The sequence below is a fragment of the Candidatus Hydrogenedentota bacterium genome, assembly GCA_016791475.1.
GTDB lineage: Bacteria > Hydrogenedentota > Hydrogenedentia > Hydrogenedentales > JAEUWI01 > JAEUWI01.
Genome location: JAEUWI010000015.1, coordinates 1 through 16923 on the forward strand (window position 1 = coordinate 1; position 16923 = coordinate 16923).

The 16923-nt window shown below is 60.9% G+C and carries 16 protein-coding genes; 3 read left to right on the plus strand and 13 right to left on the minus strand.

Annotation, left to right across the window (positions count from 1 at the left end; genetic code table 11):
• Nucleotides 1-367: 367 nt before the first annotated feature.
• The 4 genes from JNK74_09925 to JNK74_09940 all read right to left on the minus strand — a co-directional run bounded on the left by JNK74_09925 (nt 368) and on the right by JNK74_09940 (nt 5328).
• Nucleotides 368-1603, minus strand: coding sequence for a hypothetical protein (locus tag JNK74_09925; GenBank protein MBL7646492.1), 1236 nt, complete (start codon nt 1601-1603; stop codon nt 368-370).
• Nucleotides 1604-1712: 109 nt separating this feature from the next.
• Nucleotides 1713-2987 (minus strand): hypothetical protein, encoded by a 1275-nt coding sequence (locus JNK74_09930; GenBank protein MBL7646493.1) that lies wholly within the window; start codon nt 2985-2987, stop codon nt 1713-1715.
• Entirely contained in the window at nt 2984-3985 is a 1002-nt protein-coding gene (locus tag JNK74_09935) for a hypothetical protein (GenBank protein MBL7646494.1), read from the minus strand. The genes JNK74_09930 and JNK74_09935 overlap by 4 nt, the downstream gene beginning before the upstream one ends.
• 122 nt (nt 3986-4107) lie before the next feature.
• Nucleotides 4108-5328 (minus strand): PQQ-binding-like beta-propeller repeat protein, encoded by a 1221-nt coding sequence (locus JNK74_09940; GenBank protein ID MBL7646495.1) that lies wholly within the window; start codon nt 5326-5328, stop codon nt 4108-4110.
• A gap of 267 nt (nt 5329-5595) precedes the next feature.
• Here JNK74_09940 and ispG point away from each other — a divergent pair, with 267 nt between their 5' ends.
• From ispG to JNK74_09955, 3 genes are read left to right on the plus strand one after another with little or no spacing between them, the layout of a single operon-like run.
• Nucleotides 5596-6822, plus strand: coding sequence for a flavodoxin-dependent (E)-4-hydroxy-3-methylbut-2-enyl-diphosphate synthase (gene ispG, locus JNK74_09945; protein ID MBL7646496.1), 1227 nt, complete (start codon nt 5596-5598; stop codon nt 6820-6822).
• A gap of 36 nt (nt 6823-6858) precedes the next feature.
• The gene (locus JNK74_09950; protein ID MBL7646497.1) at nt 6859-7857 is read left to right on the plus strand and encodes a PmoA family protein; all 999 of its coding nucleotides are present in this window, start codon (nt 6859-6861) and stop codon (nt 7855-7857) included.
• A gap of 38 nt (nt 7858-7895) precedes the next feature.
• A complete protein-coding gene (locus JNK74_09955; GenBank protein ID MBL7646498.1) occupies nt 7896-8804 on the plus strand; it encodes a PmoA family protein in 909 nt (302 codons plus the stop codon).
• A gap of 39 nt (nt 8805-8843) precedes the next feature.
• Here the strand turns inward: JNK74_09955 and JNK74_09960 are convergent, their stop codons facing one another.
• The 9 genes from JNK74_09960 to rsxC all read right to left on the minus strand — a co-directional run bounded on the left by JNK74_09960 (nt 8844) and on the right by rsxC (nt 16894).
• Nucleotides 8844-10187, minus strand: a complete 1344-nt coding sequence (locus JNK74_09960; protein ID MBL7646499.1) for a Gfo/Idh/MocA family oxidoreductase — start codon at nt 10185-10187, stop codon at nt 8844-8846.
• A 33-nt stretch (nt 10188-10220) separates the two neighbouring features.
• Nucleotides 10221-11387, minus strand: a complete 1167-nt coding sequence (locus JNK74_09965) for a mandelate racemase (protein MBL7646500.1) — start codon at nt 11385-11387, stop codon at nt 10221-10223.
• A 134-nt stretch (nt 11388-11521) separates the two neighbouring features.
• Nucleotides 11522-12382 (minus strand): oxidoreductase, encoded by an 861-nt coding sequence (locus JNK74_09970; GenBank protein ID MBL7646501.1) that lies wholly within the window; start codon nt 12380-12382, stop codon nt 11522-11524.
• On the minus strand, nt 12379-12585 hold the full coding sequence (locus tag JNK74_09975) for a hypothetical protein (protein MBL7646502.1): 207 nt from the start codon (nt 12583-12585) through the stop codon (nt 12379-12381). The genes JNK74_09970 and JNK74_09975 overlap by 4 nt, the downstream gene beginning before the upstream one ends.
• Before the next feature lie 4 nt (nt 12586-12589).
• Nucleotides 12590-13171: an RnfABCDGE type electron transport complex subunit A gene (locus tag JNK74_09980; protein MBL7646503.1), complete on the minus strand. Its 582-nt coding sequence runs from the start codon at nt 13169-13171 to the stop codon at nt 12590-12592.
• A complete protein-coding gene (locus JNK74_09985; protein MBL7646504.1) occupies nt 13161-13805 on the minus strand; it encodes an electron transport complex subunit E in 645 nt (214 codons plus the stop codon). Before JNK74_09985 ends, JNK74_09980 begins: the two co-directional genes overlap by 11 nt.
• Nucleotides 13802-14509: an FMN-binding protein gene (locus JNK74_09990; protein MBL7646505.1), complete on the minus strand. Its 708-nt coding sequence runs from the start codon at nt 14507-14509 to the stop codon at nt 13802-13804. Before JNK74_09990 ends, JNK74_09985 begins: the two co-directional genes overlap by 4 nt.
• On the minus strand, nt 14502-15554 hold the full coding sequence (locus JNK74_09995) for an RnfABCDGE type electron transport complex subunit D (protein ID MBL7646506.1): 1053 nt from the start codon (nt 15552-15554) through the stop codon (nt 14502-14504). Before JNK74_09995 ends, JNK74_09990 begins: the two co-directional genes overlap by 8 nt.
• Nucleotides 15551-16894, minus strand: coding sequence for an electron transport complex subunit RsxC (gene rsxC / locus JNK74_10000; protein ID MBL7646507.1), 1344 nt, complete (start codon nt 16892-16894; stop codon nt 15551-15553). The genes JNK74_09995 and rsxC overlap by 4 nt, the downstream gene beginning before the upstream one ends.
• Between the last annotated feature and the right edge of the window lie 29 nt (nt 16895-16923).

Below are 16923 nucleotides of genomic sequence, written 5' to 3' on the forward strand. Positions count from 1 at the left end.
CCTCCAACGGCGCCCCCGGCTTTCCGCGCCCGCCCGGGGGGGGGGGCGGGCTTTTTCTTCACCCCCCCAGGACTCGCTTCGCTCGCGCCTGGGCTACGATATGCCGCTCCTTCGGAGCTAATACTGCGGAAGTATATACTGTCAACGGCGGTTAGCCTCCCGCATTATCGTCACAAAGATTGACGTTGGAACGGCGGGGCCTGATGAATTCTCACCGGCAAAGCCGGTGGTTTAGCTTGGATTAAGTCGTCATCAATGAGGTAGACCGCTCGAAAGAATTATCGACTCGAAATCCAGTTCCGCCTCTTTCAACATGGTCAACTTGGTCCACATAGTCCATTTGCCAACTCGGTCCAAGAAGCCCTTTTCACAGCCCCACATCAACCTTCACCGCTTCGGGATGCGCGTCCGTCACGGAGTGGGTATGGACATGAACCGCGCCGGTGGCGATATCCACAGACACGAGGCGCTGGGGCGAATCGCGGAGGGCATCCGAAATGTCGGGGTCCCCTTCGAGGTATTCGTGTCCGAAGATTAGAATGTTTTTCTCCATTTTCTTCACCGATTGAACATTCGTGAGCGGCAGGGCGGCTTCCCACTGCACCTTGCCCACCGGTCCCGTAACGCGGGCGAGCCGGAGTTTCCCGGCTTGCCCCAGACGCTCCCGGTGCAATACGAAAACGCTGGCGGGATCGGTGGCCCACAACGCGGGAAGCTGCTGCGCCTGGGAATACTCGCGGAGCAGACCCGCGTCCAGAAACTCGGGAGCTTCGGGCAATGGTTTGAGCTCGGTGTAATTGCGGTACATCGGGATCGTCTCGTCGGGCGTGTGCGCCTTGGCGCCCCACACACGCCGGCGGACTTCCGGCGTGAGTGCGGTCGGCCTGTTGCTGGTTTCGAGGACCTTGGCCTCCTCCTCCGTCAACAGGCCGATGTAACTATCCGTCAGTTCGACGCCGCGCACCAGATGGAGCCCCGAACCGCCGGGGGTGATGAATTCGGGCGGATACGCGCCCTCCTTCGGAGGCTGGGGAACGGACTCGACTGCGGTGACTTTGAAGGTGGCCGGATCGACCCGCCACTGGCGGGCATCCGCAGCCGTGATGCACAAGCCCCGGTGGTCGAATATGATATAGCGCGAATCCGTCGGCATCAGCCCCTTCAATTCCGGGTTCAGCGCCTCCACCTTACCCACCGGCGCGATTACCGAGCCGTCGGACGCGGCGAGCGCCACGAGTTTGTCATGGAGCAAGAGCCAGACCGCGTTCCCATCCACGCCGAGGAATTCGCGATCAATCATGCCGCCGCCCCGCTCGGTTTCCAACCGATTGCGCCAGATCGGCTGTGCCGTGGCCGCGTCCACCGCCCACATGTCGACGTAGAACTCGGTATATTCGTAGCCGGAACTGTGGCGGCCCGGCTGGCGGATCCTGCGCCATTGTCCCGTGAGGAGGTAGGCCCGCTCCCCTTCGGCGGTCTTCGCGAAGACAGGCGCGCCAAAAAGCCCGAAAGGACTGTAGCTGGCCTCGTTAAAGGACTTCGAGATCAAATAGATGGACAAAGGCAACAGGGCGGCGACGCATAAACCAACCAGGAAACGCAACCCGACACCGCCAGAATTTGCCTGGGAAAGAGGGTTGACTGCTGAAGATATTGGCGCGGGACTTGTCACGATGCTGTCTCCCTGTGGGGTAACTTACCAAGTAAACATTTCACAAGCCTGCATTGATTTTCGCCGCTTCCGGGTGGGTTTCCAGCGCGGAAAAGCTGAAGTGACGCACCGCGCCACTCGCGAGGTCGAGCGCCACGAGTCGCCGCGGCGAATCCCGTAAAGGATCGGTCACCTCGGGGTCGCCCTCGGTGTACTCAATCCCAAGAATCACCACCGTACTGTCCAGACGGCGCACCGACTGAACTTCCGTCAGGGGCAATTGGGTATCCCAGAGAACCCTGCCGTCGATCACCGACAAACGGGCCAGCCGGAGCTTTCCGGCTTGGCCCAGGCGCTCGCGGGAAAGGAGCAGCACGCTGTCGGGCTCGCCGATCCGTATGGCCGGCAACTGGGATGCCCTGTCGTATTCGCGGAGGAATTTACCCCCGAGATAATCCGCCGTACCGGGCACCGGCGAGACATCAACATAATCCGGCTGCTCGCCGAAGAACGTGGACTGCTTTACGATCCGCGCGCTCCATATTCTTCGACGGTCATCGTTATAGGAGTCGCCGAGGTTGTTGTGCTCCTCAAAGAACTTCGCTTCATTGTCGGTCATCATCCCAAGCCATCGCTCCGCCGTCTCAACGCCCCGGACCATGTGCAATTGCGTGCCATTCGGGGTGTAGTAGACGGGTGGATAGGCCCGCGGATCGGGTGGGGTGTCGGGGGCAACGGGGAGGGCTTTAAAGGTATCCGGGTCGATTCGCCACTGGCGCGCGTCCGCGGCCGTAATCAGGAGGCCGCGACCGTCGAAAGTGAAGTAGCGATCTTCCGTCGGCATGAGCCCCCTCAATTCCGCATTGCCTTCCTCCAACTTTCCCGACTTCAGCAGCACGGAGCCGTCCAGGGCCGAAACCGCCACGATGTGCCGCCTTATCTTCAGCCACACGGTGTTTCCGTGAACCCCCATGAGACTGCGATCACCATAGCCGCCACCGCGCTCCGATTCGAGGCGCTTTCGCCAAAGGGGCTTTGCCGTTGCGGCGTCGATGGCCCAGAGGTCGACGTGAAAGTAGGTGGTCATTCGTCCGCTGCGGCCCTGCCCCCTGGGGGTGTAGGTCCGCCACTGTCCGGTCAGCAGGTAGACCCGATCACCCTCCGCATATTTCGCCACCACCGGGGCGCCGAAATTGCCCAAGGGGGTGTAGCCGGCCTCGAAAAAGAAGCTGAGCGCGTAGTAGACGGCCATGGCAATGAGACACAGGGTGCCCAGTGTGTAGATTGCCTTGTGCGCGGCCCCACCGAAGCTCCGGCGTTTAGCGTCCGCACTCATGGCTTGGCGTCCATCATGGGAAAGCGATGTATGGCGTAGAGCGGCGGTGAATTGGAGATCGCGCCGGCATTGATCCGCACCGTTTCCGAAGATTCAAAAGACTTCAGGGTAAACTGCTCCCAGTTCGTGCGGTTCTTCTTGCGCTTCCAGTAGGTGGTCTCCTGTCGCTCTTTGACGAGGCCCGTGGACACATCCGCGTAGATCGAGCCGCGCTTGCCGCCTTTGTAGCTGGCCCAATCGGATTCCGGTGGCGGGGCAAACTCACCCGCCGTCTGGATATACCAGAGATCATCCCGCCGACTGATCAGGCGAATCGACTCCTTCGCAGGCAGATAGGGCCATGGTGAATCGGCTTGCGGCGCGGACCACATATCGCCGAGACGCACGGGGCCCTTCGGCAGGTATCCATAGGTCTCCAGCAAATGGCGCCGGATCGGCCGGTCGTCAATGTGCGCCATGAACACACGCCGCCAGGCGTGCCGCAAAACCGGATCCAGTTTCGCGAATTGAAGATCGCTGCGCGAAACGACGGCCGCCACTGAATTCTCCAGCGCCGTCAATCCGTCAATGTGACAGATACCGCCGTCCGCATTTACGGTGAACGTGAACGGATGAAGCAGAATCGCCTGCTCGAGGTCCTTGAAGAGGGACTCCATTTCGGGAGGACGGAGGCGATCACCTCGGGGCGTCACCACCCAGTCGTCCATGGCGTAGATTCGGGGAGTGACGGAGAACTCCGTGTCCCCCGCGCGGCTGCGCTGGAGGCTGCGCAATTCATAGACGAAGCGGGTGAAGCCCTCAATGCGGATCTCTTCCCCCATGAACCCGTAACGCCCGGTACTGCGCCGGGATGCTTCCACCCAGTGGGGGGTGTTCGACGGCACATTCAAGCGCAACGAAAGGGGCTCGCCCTTGCGCAGGGGCACCTGCTCCGCTGTTCGGCAGGCGGAGAGGCCCGCGACGGAGAAAATCAGGAGGGTGGCCAGTGCTGCTTTCAATCGGGTTTTCCTCGGGGCCAAGTGCCAGGGCAACACTACCCAAGGGCAGGCGCGCGGATCAAGCCGGGGGTGACCGTCGGATGGAGCCGTACCTGGCAAAATGGGTATGCCAGGCGTGACGCCTACTTTGCGTCCTTCACGTCGTAGGCAATCAACACGTCGCCGTGGCGGATATAGAGCCGACCATCCGCGATGGAAGGGTGGGCCCAGTGGACACCTTCCCCCAGCTCCACCTCAAACTCGCTTATCGCCTGGAAGCGATCCGGCGACATGCGGGCAAGTCCGAGGGTTCCCTTCTCGCTGTAGCAATAGGCGAGACCGTCGGCCACCGTGATAGAGCCTTTGCCCACGCCGCGCTCTTCCCACTTCACCACGCCGTCCGAAGCAGACAGACACACCCACCGGCCGTTCATGGTCGAGCCGTACAGATGGCCACCCTGAAATATCACTCCACCATGATGATTGTTGAGGGTCTCGTCGGCCCAGCGCTGCGTAATTGATTTGCCATCCGCGGAAAGCTCATACATGACACCGCCTTTACGGTGGCCACTGGTGGCATAGAGAAAACCATCCGCATAGACGGGCGCCACCGCATGGTTCTGCAGCTCCTCCGTCTCGTCAAAGGGCGTCCGCCACACCACCGCGCCCGTCTCCGGATCCAGCCCGGCGAGGGTTGTCGTCACCAGCGTAACAATCAGGCGGGTCCCCCCGCGTTCGATGAGAATGGGCGAACAGTAGGCCGATTGATCACTGAGTCCCTTGCTGGCCCAAATCGTCTCGCCGTTCGATTTGTTCAGCGCGACCACACTCGCATCCGGGCCGCCCGGCGTCACGATCAAGCGATCACCGTCGAGCAGGAGCGACTCGGCGAAGCCCATGGCCGGCGCCGTGCCTCCGAAATCCTTTGCCACATCACGCTGCCAGAGCAAGGCGCCCGTTTCCGCGTCAAAGGAGCACACCACGCCATGACTGCTGATGAGATAGGCCCGGCCCTCATTGATGGTGGGCGTGTAGCGGGTACCGGGATAGGTCTTCTCCCATTCCGGACCATAGGGCGTGGACCAGAGTTTCTTCCCGTCCAGATCGAAAGCGTGAAGATGGCCCTGCTTGTCACTGCCGAGCATGCCGGTGAGGTAAATCCTCTCTCCCGCGATCACCGCCGACGAGTAGCCCTCGCCCAATCCCTCGGCAACCCAGCGCGGCTTCAGTCCCTCAGGGGGCCACGCTGTCAGAAGGCCTGTATCGGGCGAAATTCCATTGCGATCTGGTCCGCGAAACTGGGGCCACTCTCCCCCATGGGCGCTCGCGCCGATAACCAATAACAGGCCTGTCAGTAAACTCATGGAACTACCATACCACTGCAACGGATTAACCTCCTTTGTGAACCCGGCCCTGCGGTCACTACCGCGCCCAACCGCAAACGGCAGACGCCCATCATAACGGGAGCACTTTCAATACGCAACGTGACTCCCGGCTTGCGCGGTTCTCGGGCGGGGGCGTATCATTCCCCGTCACCATTTTGCGGGTGCTGCGGGAAAATGAGGTTCCCGAAGGGCCGCCGCAACGAAGCACTTCTTTCAACATTCACCCTCACAATGAGTTTACATCGAATGACATTGCAGGCAAGAAAAAACACCATCGGCGTCAATGTGGGTGGTGTACAGGTCGGCGGAGGAGCCCCCGTCGTCGTCCAGTCCATGACCAACACCGACACGGAGGACGCCCCCTCCACTGCCCGGCAAATCGTGGAATTGGCCGAGGCCGGGTCCGAGCTGGTCCGCATTACGGTCAACACGCCCAAAGCCGCCGCAAGCGTTCCTGAAATCATGGAGCGCGTTCGGGATGCCGGGGTGAGTGTTCCCGTGATTGGCGACTTCCACTACAACGGTCACCGGCTCCTTACAGCCCACCCGGCCTGCGCGGAAGCTCTGGCGAAATACCGGATTAATCCCGGCAACGTTGGCAAAGGTGACAAACGGGACGAGCAGTTCGCAACCATCTGCAAAATCGCCAGAGACAACGACAAACCGGTACGAATCGGCGTAAACATGGGCTCGTTGAACCAGGAACTGGTGATCGAGCAGATGCAGATCAATACCGATGAAAACCTCGGCAAGTCATCGGAAGACATTATTAACGACTGCATGATTCTCTCCGCGATACAGTCCACCGACCTCGCGCTGGAGGCCGGATTGCGCGAGAACCAGATCATCATCTCCTGTAAGACCAGCGTCCCGGTATACCTCATCGAGCTTTACCGTAAGCTCAGTGCCCAGACCCGACAGCCCCTCCACCTCGGCCTCACCGAAGCCGGCATGGGCATGAAGGGCCAGATCTGGTCCGCCGCCTCCATGGGCCTCCTGCTTGGAGAAGGCATCGGAGATACCATCCGTGTCTCCCTCACCCCCCAGCCGGGTGGCGATCGACGCGAAGAAGTCTACGCGGCGCAAGAGATATTGCAGTCCCTCAACATCCGCCAGTTCGCCCCCAGTATCACCGCATGCCCGGGCTGCGGGCGGACCACCAGCACGACGTTTCAGGAGCTGGCCGCCGAGACACAGGATTATGTCCGCCTTCGCATGCCCGCCTGGCGCAACGAGTTTGAGGGCGTCGAAACCCTCAAGGTGGCGGTCATGGGTTGCATCGTGAACGGCCCCGGCGAATCGAAGGCCGCCAATATTGGAATCAGCCTGCCCGGCAACGGAGAAGACCCCGTCTGCCCGGTCTTTGTAGACGGTGAGAAGTATGCCAGCTACTCGGGGACGAAAGACGAACTGGCAAACCAGTTCCGGCTGCTGCTGGAAGAATATGTGGGGCGGACCTACAGCAGGAAGTGACGGACGCGACAGCACGTGCTTCCAGGGAGACGTTGGATGAACAGCATCGTACCAGCCAATCAGACTTTCGCTCGCCCCAGGACGATCAGGATTCGGCTGATTATTTCCGCACTGGCGCTCACCTGTTGCGTGGTCTTTCGTACGGACGCTGCGGGCTTCACGCTGGAGGAGTCCGATCGCCAGCTTACCATTCTGGAAGCTGGCAAGCCGGTTTTGACGTACAACTTCGGTCGCGTCGATCCACCCGCAGGCGTGGACGTGGAACGCTACTGGCGCTCCAGCTACATTCATCCCCTTTACGGTCTCGATGGCGAGATCATGACGGACGATTTTCCCGAAGATCACTATCACCATCGGGGCGTTTTCTGGACCTGGCCTGAGACCATGGTGGGCGAACGCAAGATAGACGTTTGGACCATCGTCGGCGCCCACCAATTGTTTCAGCGCTGGCTGAAGAAAGAAGCCTCACCGGATCGCGTCGAAGTCGGCGTGGAAAACGGCTGGTTCTTCGATGGCGATCCGAAGCCGAGGGTACTGGAGACCATATTCTTCACCGCCCACCCCGCACAGGATACGTTTCGCGCCCTGGACTTCCACCTCAAGTTCACGAATGTGTGCGAAGAGAACGTTACGTTCGAGGGAGCCAAGGACAAAGGCTACGGCGGCTTTTCTTTCCGTCCCAATGCGGACAACAAGCCTTTCTCCTTTCTGACCGCCAAGGGGATCGTGCCGGAGGACGCGCTGAGCTTTGAAACGCCCTGGGCCAGCATAAGCTGGAAGCAAAAAGACGGTGCGGGTACTTCCGGAATCGCCATGATGCAGCACCCGTCCAATCCAGGGTTCCCCCACCCTGGCTGGATTTTTCGGCACTATGGCTTCCTCGGTGTCTGCTGGCCCCACGAGCAGACCCACGTCCTAAAGCCGGGCGAATCCTTTGAATTGAAGTACCGCCTGCTGGTGCAGCACAACCTCGACGGTGAAAATGCGCTAAGCGACTTGTTCAAACAGTATTTGGACGAATCCACAAAGCATTGACGCGTCTGCGTGCCGCCTTTTCACCGAAGGAGTATCCCATGGAGCACATCGGTCGCTCGATCCTGTTTGCGGCGCTTCTTAGCTTACCGATGCTTCCCGGCGTCTTTGCAGTTGAATTAAAGCTTCAGGCCCGTGCTGGTCAAGATCAAATTGAGGTCATTACCGGCGCTGAACTGATCACCGCGTACAAATACGCGCCCGCACAGAAGTATCCCTATCTTTTTCCCGTAAACGGGCCCGTATCCGGGCAATCCGTCACTACGGAAAGCGCCGATCCCTATCCGCACCATCACTCCCTCTTCTTCGCCTGTGATCGCGTTAACGGCGGCAACTACTGGCAGGAAGGCAACGAGCGCGGACAGATTCTTTCACAGGGACCGGTGATCGAAGTGGCTGAAGGCGCGCGCGTCGTTATTGTGGATGAATGCCTTTGGAAATTGCCGGAGGAAGACGCGGTCATGAAAGACCGGCGGCGCATTTCCGTGTCCGCCCCCTCCGAATCGCTCCGGCTGATTGATTTCGAAATTGCTCTGGAACCGCTGGTGGATATCACCATCGAAAAAACCAACCACTCCCTTTTCGCAGCGCGGATGACACCCGAACTGAGCGTTCAGTCCGGCGGGGTACTGGTTAACGCGCAGGGCGATGTTGCGGAGGCTGGCACGTTCGGCGTGGCGTCACCCTGGTGTGATTACTCTGGCTCCCGAAACGACATCCGGGAAGGGCTTGCCATTCTCCAGCACCCCTCCAACCGATGGTATCCCGCCAAGTGGTTCACCCGGGATTATGGCTTCTTTTCACCCACGCCCATGTACTGGCCCGAGGGCGATGCAATCATGCTGCCGAAGGGCGAAGTGGTAACCTTGCGCTATCGCGTCATCGTGCATTCAGGCGAGCTGTCGAAAGCAGACCTTGCCTCCATGCACCAGCGCTATGCCGCCGAGTAGCAACGCAGCCTGGCAATCAGGTTCAGCCTGAGCCGGGTGCTACGTTTCGTAGCCCCTGCGCTGGGCGCGCTTGAGATAGGCATTGGCCTCGGGATCGTTAACAAACTCTTCCTTCTCCGGGTCCCAGGCAAGTTTCCGACCGGTCCAGCGCGCGATGTTACCCAGGTGGCAAACAGTGGTTGAACGGTGGCCCGTTTCCATTTCGGCCGAGGGCCATTCGCGGGTGCGAACGCACTCCAGCCAGTTCCTCAGGTGTTCCAGCGTGTCATCGCGACCTTTGGGCTCGTCCACGCGCGTTTTTTCCGCGTCGCCATCGCGCTTGATTTCGTATACGCCCCGGGAGATGCTCATGGCGCCCTTTGTTCCCACGAAAAACCCGCCCCCGGCCGGCCCCTTACCGTCCATGTGCACGGTGACGCCGTTTGCGTAGCGGAAGACCACGGGACAGGCCAGTTTCGCGGCTTCGGGCCATGGGTGTTCGCCCTTGAGGGGAGTACCTTGAAAAGATAGTTGTCCCGGACCGAAAGGCTCTGGCCAAATTTCCACCGGGCCGCTGTCCCCCATGCCCAGTCCCCATTGGATCATGTCCAGGCTGTGAGCGCCCCAGCCGGTCATCTCACCACCCGAATAGGGGCGATAGGAAATCCAGCCGTAGGGACGTCCATCTTCGTAGGTCTTGCCATCGCCGCGCGGCGCAAACAGCAGCGGATGAAATGGGCGTACTTCCGCCTGTCCGCACCAGCGGTCCCAGTCCAATCCCGCGGGCGCGTCTTCCCCGCCCAGTTCACATTCCCAGGGACTCGGCAGATTCGCCGTATGCACTTCCGTGATCTCGCCGATCTCGCCATCGTGAAGCCGCCGCATACCCTCCCGGCAGGCGACCATGGTACGTTGCTGGCTGCCGGTCTGGGCAATGCACCCATGCTTACGCACGGCGCGCACCATTTGCCTGCCTTCATCGATGGTGAGGGTCAGCGGTTTTTCGCAGTAGACGTCCTTGCCCGCGCGGCACGCGTCAATCACCGGTCTTGCGTGCCAGTGATCCGGCGTCGCGATAACCACGGCGTCGATTTCGGGTGAATCCAGAAGTTCACGATAGTCATCGTAGAGTGCCGCACCCGGAAAGCGCTTCCCCACTTCTTCGAGACGCGGACGGTAGAGGTCGCAGAGCGCCACAAGCTTTCCCTCTTCCGGAAGTCCGTATAGACTGTTCGCGCGCCGTCCGCAGCCGATGTAGCCCACGCGAATGGGACCGCTCGCGGGCAGGCGACGCGTGGGAGTGGTCGCGCAGGAAGTGAGAAGCGTGGGCGCGGCGGAGAGCGCCAATGCCGCGCCGGATTGCTTGAGGAATGTGCGGCGTGGGATGGATACGGGACTTTTCATGGCGTCAACCTCGCTGGTTGCGAATGCGTAGCCCTATTGAACCTTGGACTGGTCCATCAGAGCCCGCAGTTTTTCTTCATCGACCTCGATACCCAGTCCCGGCCCCTGCGGAATGGGCACCTTGCCCCCCTGGGGAACAAAAGGCTCTTTGATCACGCTTGCCCCGAGAAACTGCGGACCATTCAGTGCCGCCGGATACTTGAGACCATAGGCCCCATACAGAATCAGCGACGCGGCTAGCGAAACGTCGGGATCGGTCAGGCCGCTGCCGAGGAAGAGCAGTCCCTCGTTTTCAAGGATTTCCACCTGTTGAGAGGCCGAAACGAGACCTCCGCAGCGGGCAGGCTTCAGGGCCGCGCCATTGCAGCAGCCCAGCTTGACGAATTCAATCAGATCCGTTGGCGAGACGACGCCCTCATCCAGAATAATCGGCAGCGCGCCTTGCCGTATCAGTTCCTGGTATCCGGTCAAGCGGTTGGAGGGCAGCGGCTGCTCCAGAACGGCGACACCGGCATCAGCCAGGCGCGGCGCGGCGTCCAACGCGGTCGCCAGATCATATCCACCATTGGCATCGGCCCAGAGAAAGCCCTCGGGCACCAGACGCTTCAGCGTGCGGCACATTTCGATGTCAAACTTGATGTCAGGCGCCACCTTGACGTTGAAGTTCTCGAAGCCCCGCTCCCGGCCCTTCTCAATCAGAGGCTCCAGCTCGTCCAGCGTCTTGGGATTCAGGGTCCAGCTCAGCACGAGCTCCTTCCCCGCCTCGCGACCCCAGAGTTGGGCGATGTTCAACCCGGACGCCTTTCCGATCAGGTCATGAAGCGCCATATCGATACCGCTCTTGGTGATGGGCGCGCCCGTGGAAAAGGAATTCGCCACTTCCCGGTTCATGGCATCGTGGGCGCCCTTGAGATCGAAGGGATCGCGCCCGAGGAGTACCGGGGTAAGGTAGCGCTCGATAGTACTGACCGCGCTTTCCAGCGTCTCGTAGCTCCAGCGGGGCACGGGCACGCTCTCCCCCCAGCCCACCGTGCCGTCGTCCGCCGTAATTTTGACCAGTACCGAGGGACGCCCCGTGCCCGTTGGGCCTTCGAAGAACTTGAAGCGCATTACGGTGGGATAGATGACCGGGAAGGTTTCAATACGCTCAATGCGCAGGACCCGCCCCCCCACCGCCAATACGTTTTCGCTCAGTGCCATGCCAGCAACTCCAAACAGCCCCGCCCCGAGAAAGCTCCGGCGACTCCAGGCGCGCTGTTTTCCGCGTTCCGACTGCATGTCCTTACCCTGTCCGAGGGTTGCGTTTCCACGTCGTGGCAAACAGGTTTCACCTGTCAGTATATCAGCTCCGCCCAGCGACCGCTTGATTCGAGGCCCTGCCGGATGGCCGACCAGGCCGCTTCGGAATCCGCGATCTTTATCATGGTCTTGTTGAAGCTCTCCAGCGCGGGTTCGAGCCCGGCGATGTAGACGTAGGTATTGGGATCCTGCATGAGGTTCCATACCTCTTCGCCGTAGTCGTTCATGTGGGCTTCCCAGGTAACGGGCGCCTGGAGATGCGGGCGGGGACTCACGGCCTCGAATGCCTTGAAGCTGTCGTCGTCGTAGTACAGATTGAAGTCGTTGACGACGTCGTTCATGTAGAGCAATTCCAGACCATGATTCGCGCCGTAGAAAAGCCTCACCTGGCCGCGCCAGTAGCCCTTATCGTGGAAGATGCGCTTCACAAAGGCACGGAAGGGCGCGATACCGGTTCCAACGCCGACCATGATCATGTTGGCGTCGGGCGAGCTCGGCATGGTGAAGTGGTTACCATAAGGACCCGTAATCGTGATGGCGTCGCCGGGTTTACGATCGCAGAGGTAGTTGGAGGCCACCCCCGGATACTCTTCGCCGTTTACCTCGTCGATATAGGAGCAGCGCCGCACGCAAATGGCGATTTCGGTGCCCTTGCCGTCTTCACCCAGCCGGGTGCTCGCGATGGAGTAGAGCCGCAAATGGTGCGGGTTGCCAAACTCGTTCTCATGAGAGATCAGCACGCCGATGCTCTGTCCTTCGACAAAGGAAAGGCTCCCACCCGGTACGAGCAGGGTGATGTGGCGCACTTCCACCGGCGATTCTTCCGGTGTTATGCGGCGGGTATCCTTGACGACGGCCGTATGGGGATGGTTGGTGTCATAGTAGGAAAGCTTCATGACTTGATCTCCTGATTCGTGCGCCGTGCCGGCGCCGGTTGTGCGGTGTGGCACGCCCCCGACGAGGGGCAATACCGGCAGCCTTGACCGTCTGTATCGGGTGTGCCGGGCCCGTGCTCGTGCGGGGTCGCGCCGCAGCGATGCAGCACGGCCAGCGCCGCAGCGACGGCGAGCCAGGCAACGAGTAACTTCAACATAATCATCGTATCAATTCCCCAATCCGGCAAAGCCCATGAAGGCGAGGGATAGAATGCCCGCAACCATGAGCGCCAGCCCGGAGCCCCGGGCGATACCGGGGAGATTGTTCAGCGCCAGTTGCTCGCGCAACCCCGCCATGATCACGAGCGCGAGGGTGAATCCCGCACCGGAACCCAGGGCGTAGGCGATGCACTGGAGGAGGTTGTAACCCTTGAACGTCTGGAAAAGGGCAAGTCCGAGAATCGCGCAATTGGTGGTGATAAGCGGCAGGTAGATACCCAGCGCGCGAAAGAGTCCCGGGCTGTGTTTCCGCAACGCCATTTCAACGAGCTGCACCGCCGAAGCAATGACGGCGATGTAGCAGATCAGGCGGAGATATTCCATCCCGACGCTGACCAGCAGCGCGTTAATGGCGTAGGCGCAGACCGAGGTAACCACCATGACAAACACGACCGCGAGCCCCATGCGGCTTGCAGTCTCGAATTTTCCCGATACGCCAAGAAAGGGACAGATACCGAGAAAGGCGCTCAGCACGAAGTTGTTGATGATGCAGGAATTCAACAGAATGAAGGTCAGTGAATCATCCGACATGACGGGTTGCCTCCGAGGTCGCCCGCCGCGCGCCGCGCGCCTTGAACCACGCGAAGAGCAGGAGCCAGGCCCCCAACACAAAAAAGCCGCCTGGGGGCAGGGCCATGATGGCCATGGGCTCGAATTGGGGGCCGAACAGGTCATGGCCCATGAGGGAGCCGTTCCCCAGGAGTTCCCGCACCGAACCAAGGCACAGAAGTGCGAAAGTGAAACCCGCGCCCATTCCCAATGCGTCCAGGAGCGCGAGACCGACGCCGTTCTTCGATGCGAAAGCCTCCGCCCGGCCAAGTATGATGCAATTCACCACAATCAACTGGATAAAGGGACCAAGGGCGAGATAGATGTCGAGGCTGATGGCCTGAATGACATAGTCCACCACGGTCACGAACGTCGCGATGATTATGACATAGGTGGCCATTCGGACTTGTGTTGGTATCACGTGCCGCAACAGCGACACAAGCAGGCTGGACATGACCAGCACGACAAGGGTTGCCAGGCCCATCGCGAGGGCGTTTACCACGGAATTTGTCACCGCCAGCGTGGGACACAGACCGAGTTGAATGACGAAAACCGGATTCTCACGCCACAGCCCCTTAATGAAGGTGTCAACTGAGTTGCTCGATTGCGTGTTCATCGCGCAGCCTTTCGAATCACGTCCAGCTCGGGCCGTACACGGGGAAGGGCGTCGCGCAGGCTCCGGTCCATCATGACCGCTACGGCCTTGGAGCCGATGGTGGCCCCGGAAATTCCGTCCACCTCCCAGGGTTGCGACTTCGTACCGTGTTTCACCGCCGTTATTGCGTTCACGAGTGTGTTATTCGCCGGGTCCACCGTGGCGTCCAGTGCCAGAAAGTTCTCCAGGAAAGCCGGGTCCTTCCCAATCTTGTCGCCCAGCCCCGGGGTCTCTTTTGACTCGATTACCGTCATGCCCGTGACGATCTGACGATCGGGATCATAACCGTAGAGTATCCGCACCACGTCCTGGTAACCTTGTCCCGACGCCTCAAGGGCCAGCCCTTTCAACGCCCCACCTTCGTCGTAAACCGCATAGAATCGAGCACCGAAGGCCGCATGTGCGGGATCGGGATTGACTCCGGCCTCGCCAAAGGCGAACTCGCGTTTCGTCGCGCCGCCGGGCACCACCTTGAAGATGGCCCGGTCAATCCGCGCCGTGCGGTTGGCCTCAATGTAGGGCGCGGTCACCTGGAAAGCCCCCACAATGAGGAGGCCGGAAAGGGCCGAAATCAGCGTAAGCGCCCTCACCATTCGGCCGGTGTTCACGGGGGCGACCGCCGATGCTTTTTCATCCTGTACCGATGCTACGGGAGCGTCAGCCATGACTCGCCTTCCGCTCGCCGAATACACGCGGCTGGGTCCACTGGTCAATGAGGGGGCTCAGGGCATTACCGAGCAGTATCGCGTACATGACGCCCTCGGGGAGGCCGCCTTTCACTCGGATTACAATTGTCAGGGAACCAATGAAAGCGCCGTAGATCCAGATTCCGCGCGGTGTCACCGGTGAACCGACCATATCCGAAGCCATGAAGAATGCACCCAGCATAAGGCCGCCGGAGAAAAGCATGAAAAAGGGTCCGGGGCAGGCGGTGGAATCGTATAGATGGAAGGCCGTGCTCATCAGGAAGGCCGAGCCGAGTACGGCGACCGGGATTCGCCAGTTTACGATTCTGCGTACGACGAGAAAGGCCCCGGCGACTGCGATGAGCAGGGCGCTGGTTTCCCCCGCCGATCCGGCCGTCGTCCCGAGGAGCAGATCCCAGAGGCCCGTGCCAACCTGGCTGAATTTCTGCAAAGACAAGGGCGTGGCGCCACTGAAACCGTCCACGGCGTGTTCCAGAACCCAGGCGTCGACCGCGGGCGGAGAGCAGAAGGGCGGCGCGAGGGACGACGGGATGAAGGTTGCGAATCGCCCCGATGCGAAGGCGGGCGACCAGGTGGTGAGCGCAACGGGGTAGGAAGCCTGAAGGAAGGCTCGCCCCACGAGCGCGGGATTGAATACATTGGCGCCCAGGCCTCCGAAGAGCGCCTTGCCCAGTCCGATGGAAATTGCGCCGCCGAGCGCCGCCATCCAGAGCGGCAGGCCCGGTGGCAGCGTCAGGGCCAGTAGCAGTCCGGTGATGGCGGCGCTGCCATCGGAAAGGCTTGAGGGCCTGCCCGAGAACACATTGAAGAGCGCCTCGGCCAGGAGGCAGGCCACCGTACTTGTGACGATCAGGGCGAGCGCACTCAGGCCAAACTGCCAGACACTGAAGGCGCAGAGGGGCAGCAGCGCGAGAATCACTTGATACATGATCGCGTCGACACCCGCTTTCCGGTGTACGTGGGGCGCGGCCTGAAGCTCCAGCAGATGCCCGTTGGCGCTCATGAAACCGCCTTTCGTTCCCGAACGATCTGCTTGCCGATCCGGAAGTACTGAACCAGCGGTATGTCCGACGGACACACATAGGAGCAGCAGCCGCACTCGAAGCAATCCATCAGGTGATACTGCGACGCCATGCGATCATAGTCCCGGACCCTGGCGAGCTGCCCCAGGTAACAGGGATTCAAATGAATCGGGCAAACTTCGAGACAGGCGCCACACTTGATGCAGGGGCGCTCCGCCCTCGCGGCGGCACCGTCTTCGCCGGGCAGAACCACAATACCGGATAGGCCCTTGGTAACGGGCGTATCCCAGGAACTGACGGCCGTGCCCATCATCGGTCCGCCGAAGACCACCCGTGCATTCCCCGGTTTCAATCCGACGCAGGCCAGAACATGCCGGACTGGCGTCCCCAGCGGAACCAGATAGTTGCCGGGCTTCTCGATCCCCTCTCCCGTCACCGTTATAACCCGCTCGATGAGGCCCTGCCGCTGCGGAAGCAACTCGCCGATTTGGGCAAGGGTGGCCACATTGAAAACCGCCGCCCCAACATCGGAAGGCAGTCCGCCGGCGGGCACCTCGCGCTTTAGCAGGGACTTGATGAGGATTTTTTCGGCCCCCTGTGGATAGCGCGTCGCTACGGTGCGAAGTTCCACCTCGTCCCGATCACGCATGGCCTTGGTCAAGGCCGCCACGGCGTCCGGCTTGTTCGCTTCAACGCCGATCACGGCCCGAGCCGCACCCAACGCCTTTCGAACTACCGCCAGGCCCCGAAGTACGGCATCCGGCTGCTCAACCATGAGGCGGTGATCGGTTGTGAGGCGGGGCTCGCACTCGCATCCGTTTGCGATAACCGTATCCACCGTGCACCCATCCGGAACCCTCAGCTTCACGTGGGTCGGAAACGCCGCGCCACCAAGGCCGACCACGCCGGTCTCCTGAACCGCGCCGACCAGCGCCTCGGGCGACATGGTCGATATATCCTGTTCGAAGCCGTACAAAACCGACTGGCTCGCGCTCGGATAGACGTCGATGATGATCGTAGGCACCCGGGCCCCGCGGGGCGTGGTCAGGTCCATTATCGCCCGAACACGTCCCGTTGCGGGGGCGTGCATGGGAACCGACATGAAGCCAGACGCGCTGGCTATCGGCTCGCCGCGAACCACTTCCTGTCCCGGATGGACCAGGGCGATGGCGGGCGTGCCGACATGCTGCGAAAGGGGTACGTAGACCACTTCCGGAAAGGGCAGGCGAACCACCGCCTTGTGAGCCGTGAGCTCCTTGTGCTCAGGTGGATATAGCCCTTCCGGGGACTTGTCCCACCATTCTCGCAACAGGTTCAGCATAGTTCGCGTGCCTTCGTTGACCGATACAT

Coding starts and splice junctions, on each gene's coding strand:
- JNK74_09930 (MBL7646493.1), bottom strand. CDS start 2,987: ATGAGTGCGGACGCTAAACGCCGGAGCTTCGGTGGGGCCGCGCACAAG.
- JNK74_09985 (MBL7646504.1), bottom strand. CDS start 13,805: ATGAACACGCAATCGAGCAACTCAGTTGACACCTTCATTAAGGGGCTG.
- JNK74_09975 (MBL7646502.1), bottom strand. CDS start 12,585: ATGATTATGTTGAAGTTACTCGTTGCCTGGCTCGCCGTCGCTGCGGCG.
- JNK74_09950 (MBL7646497.1), top strand. CDS start 6,859: ATGAACAGCATCGTACCAGCCAATCAGACTTTCGCTCGCCCCAGGACG.
- JNK74_09960 (MBL7646499.1), bottom strand. CDS start 10,187: ATGAAAAGTCCCGTATCCATCCCACGCCGCACATTCCTCAAGCAATCC.
- JNK74_09940 (MBL7646495.1), bottom strand. CDS start 5,328: ATGAGTTTACTGACAGGCCTGTTATTGGTTATCGGCGCGAGCGCCCAT.
- JNK74_09955 (MBL7646498.1), top strand. CDS start 7,896: ATGGAGCACATCGGTCGCTCGATCCTGTTTGCGGCGCTTCTTAGCTTA.
- JNK74_09980 (MBL7646503.1), bottom strand. CDS start 13,171: ATGTCGGATGATTCACTGACCTTCATTCTGTTGAATTCCTGCATCATC.
- JNK74_09990 (MBL7646505.1), bottom strand. CDS start 14,509: ATGGCTGACGCTCCCGTAGCATCGGTACAGGATGAAAAAGCATCGGCG.
- JNK74_09995 (MBL7646506.1), bottom strand. CDS start 15,554: ATGAGCGCCAACGGGCATCTGCTGGAGCTTCAGGCCGCGCCCCACGTA.
- JNK74_09970 (MBL7646501.1), bottom strand. CDS start 12,382: ATGAAGCTTTCCTACTATGACACCAACCATCCCCATACGGCCGTCGTC.
- JNK74_09965 (MBL7646500.1), bottom strand. CDS start 11,387: ATGGCACTGAGCGAAAACGTATTGGCGGTGGGGGGGCGGGTCCTGCGC.
- rsxC (MBL7646507.1), bottom strand. CDS start 16,894: ATGCTGAACCTGTTGCGAGAATGGTGGGACAAGTCCCCGGAAGGGCTA.
- ispG (MBL7646496.1), top strand. CDS start 5,596: ATGACATTGCAGGCAAGAAAAAACACCATCGGCGTCAATGTGGGTGGT.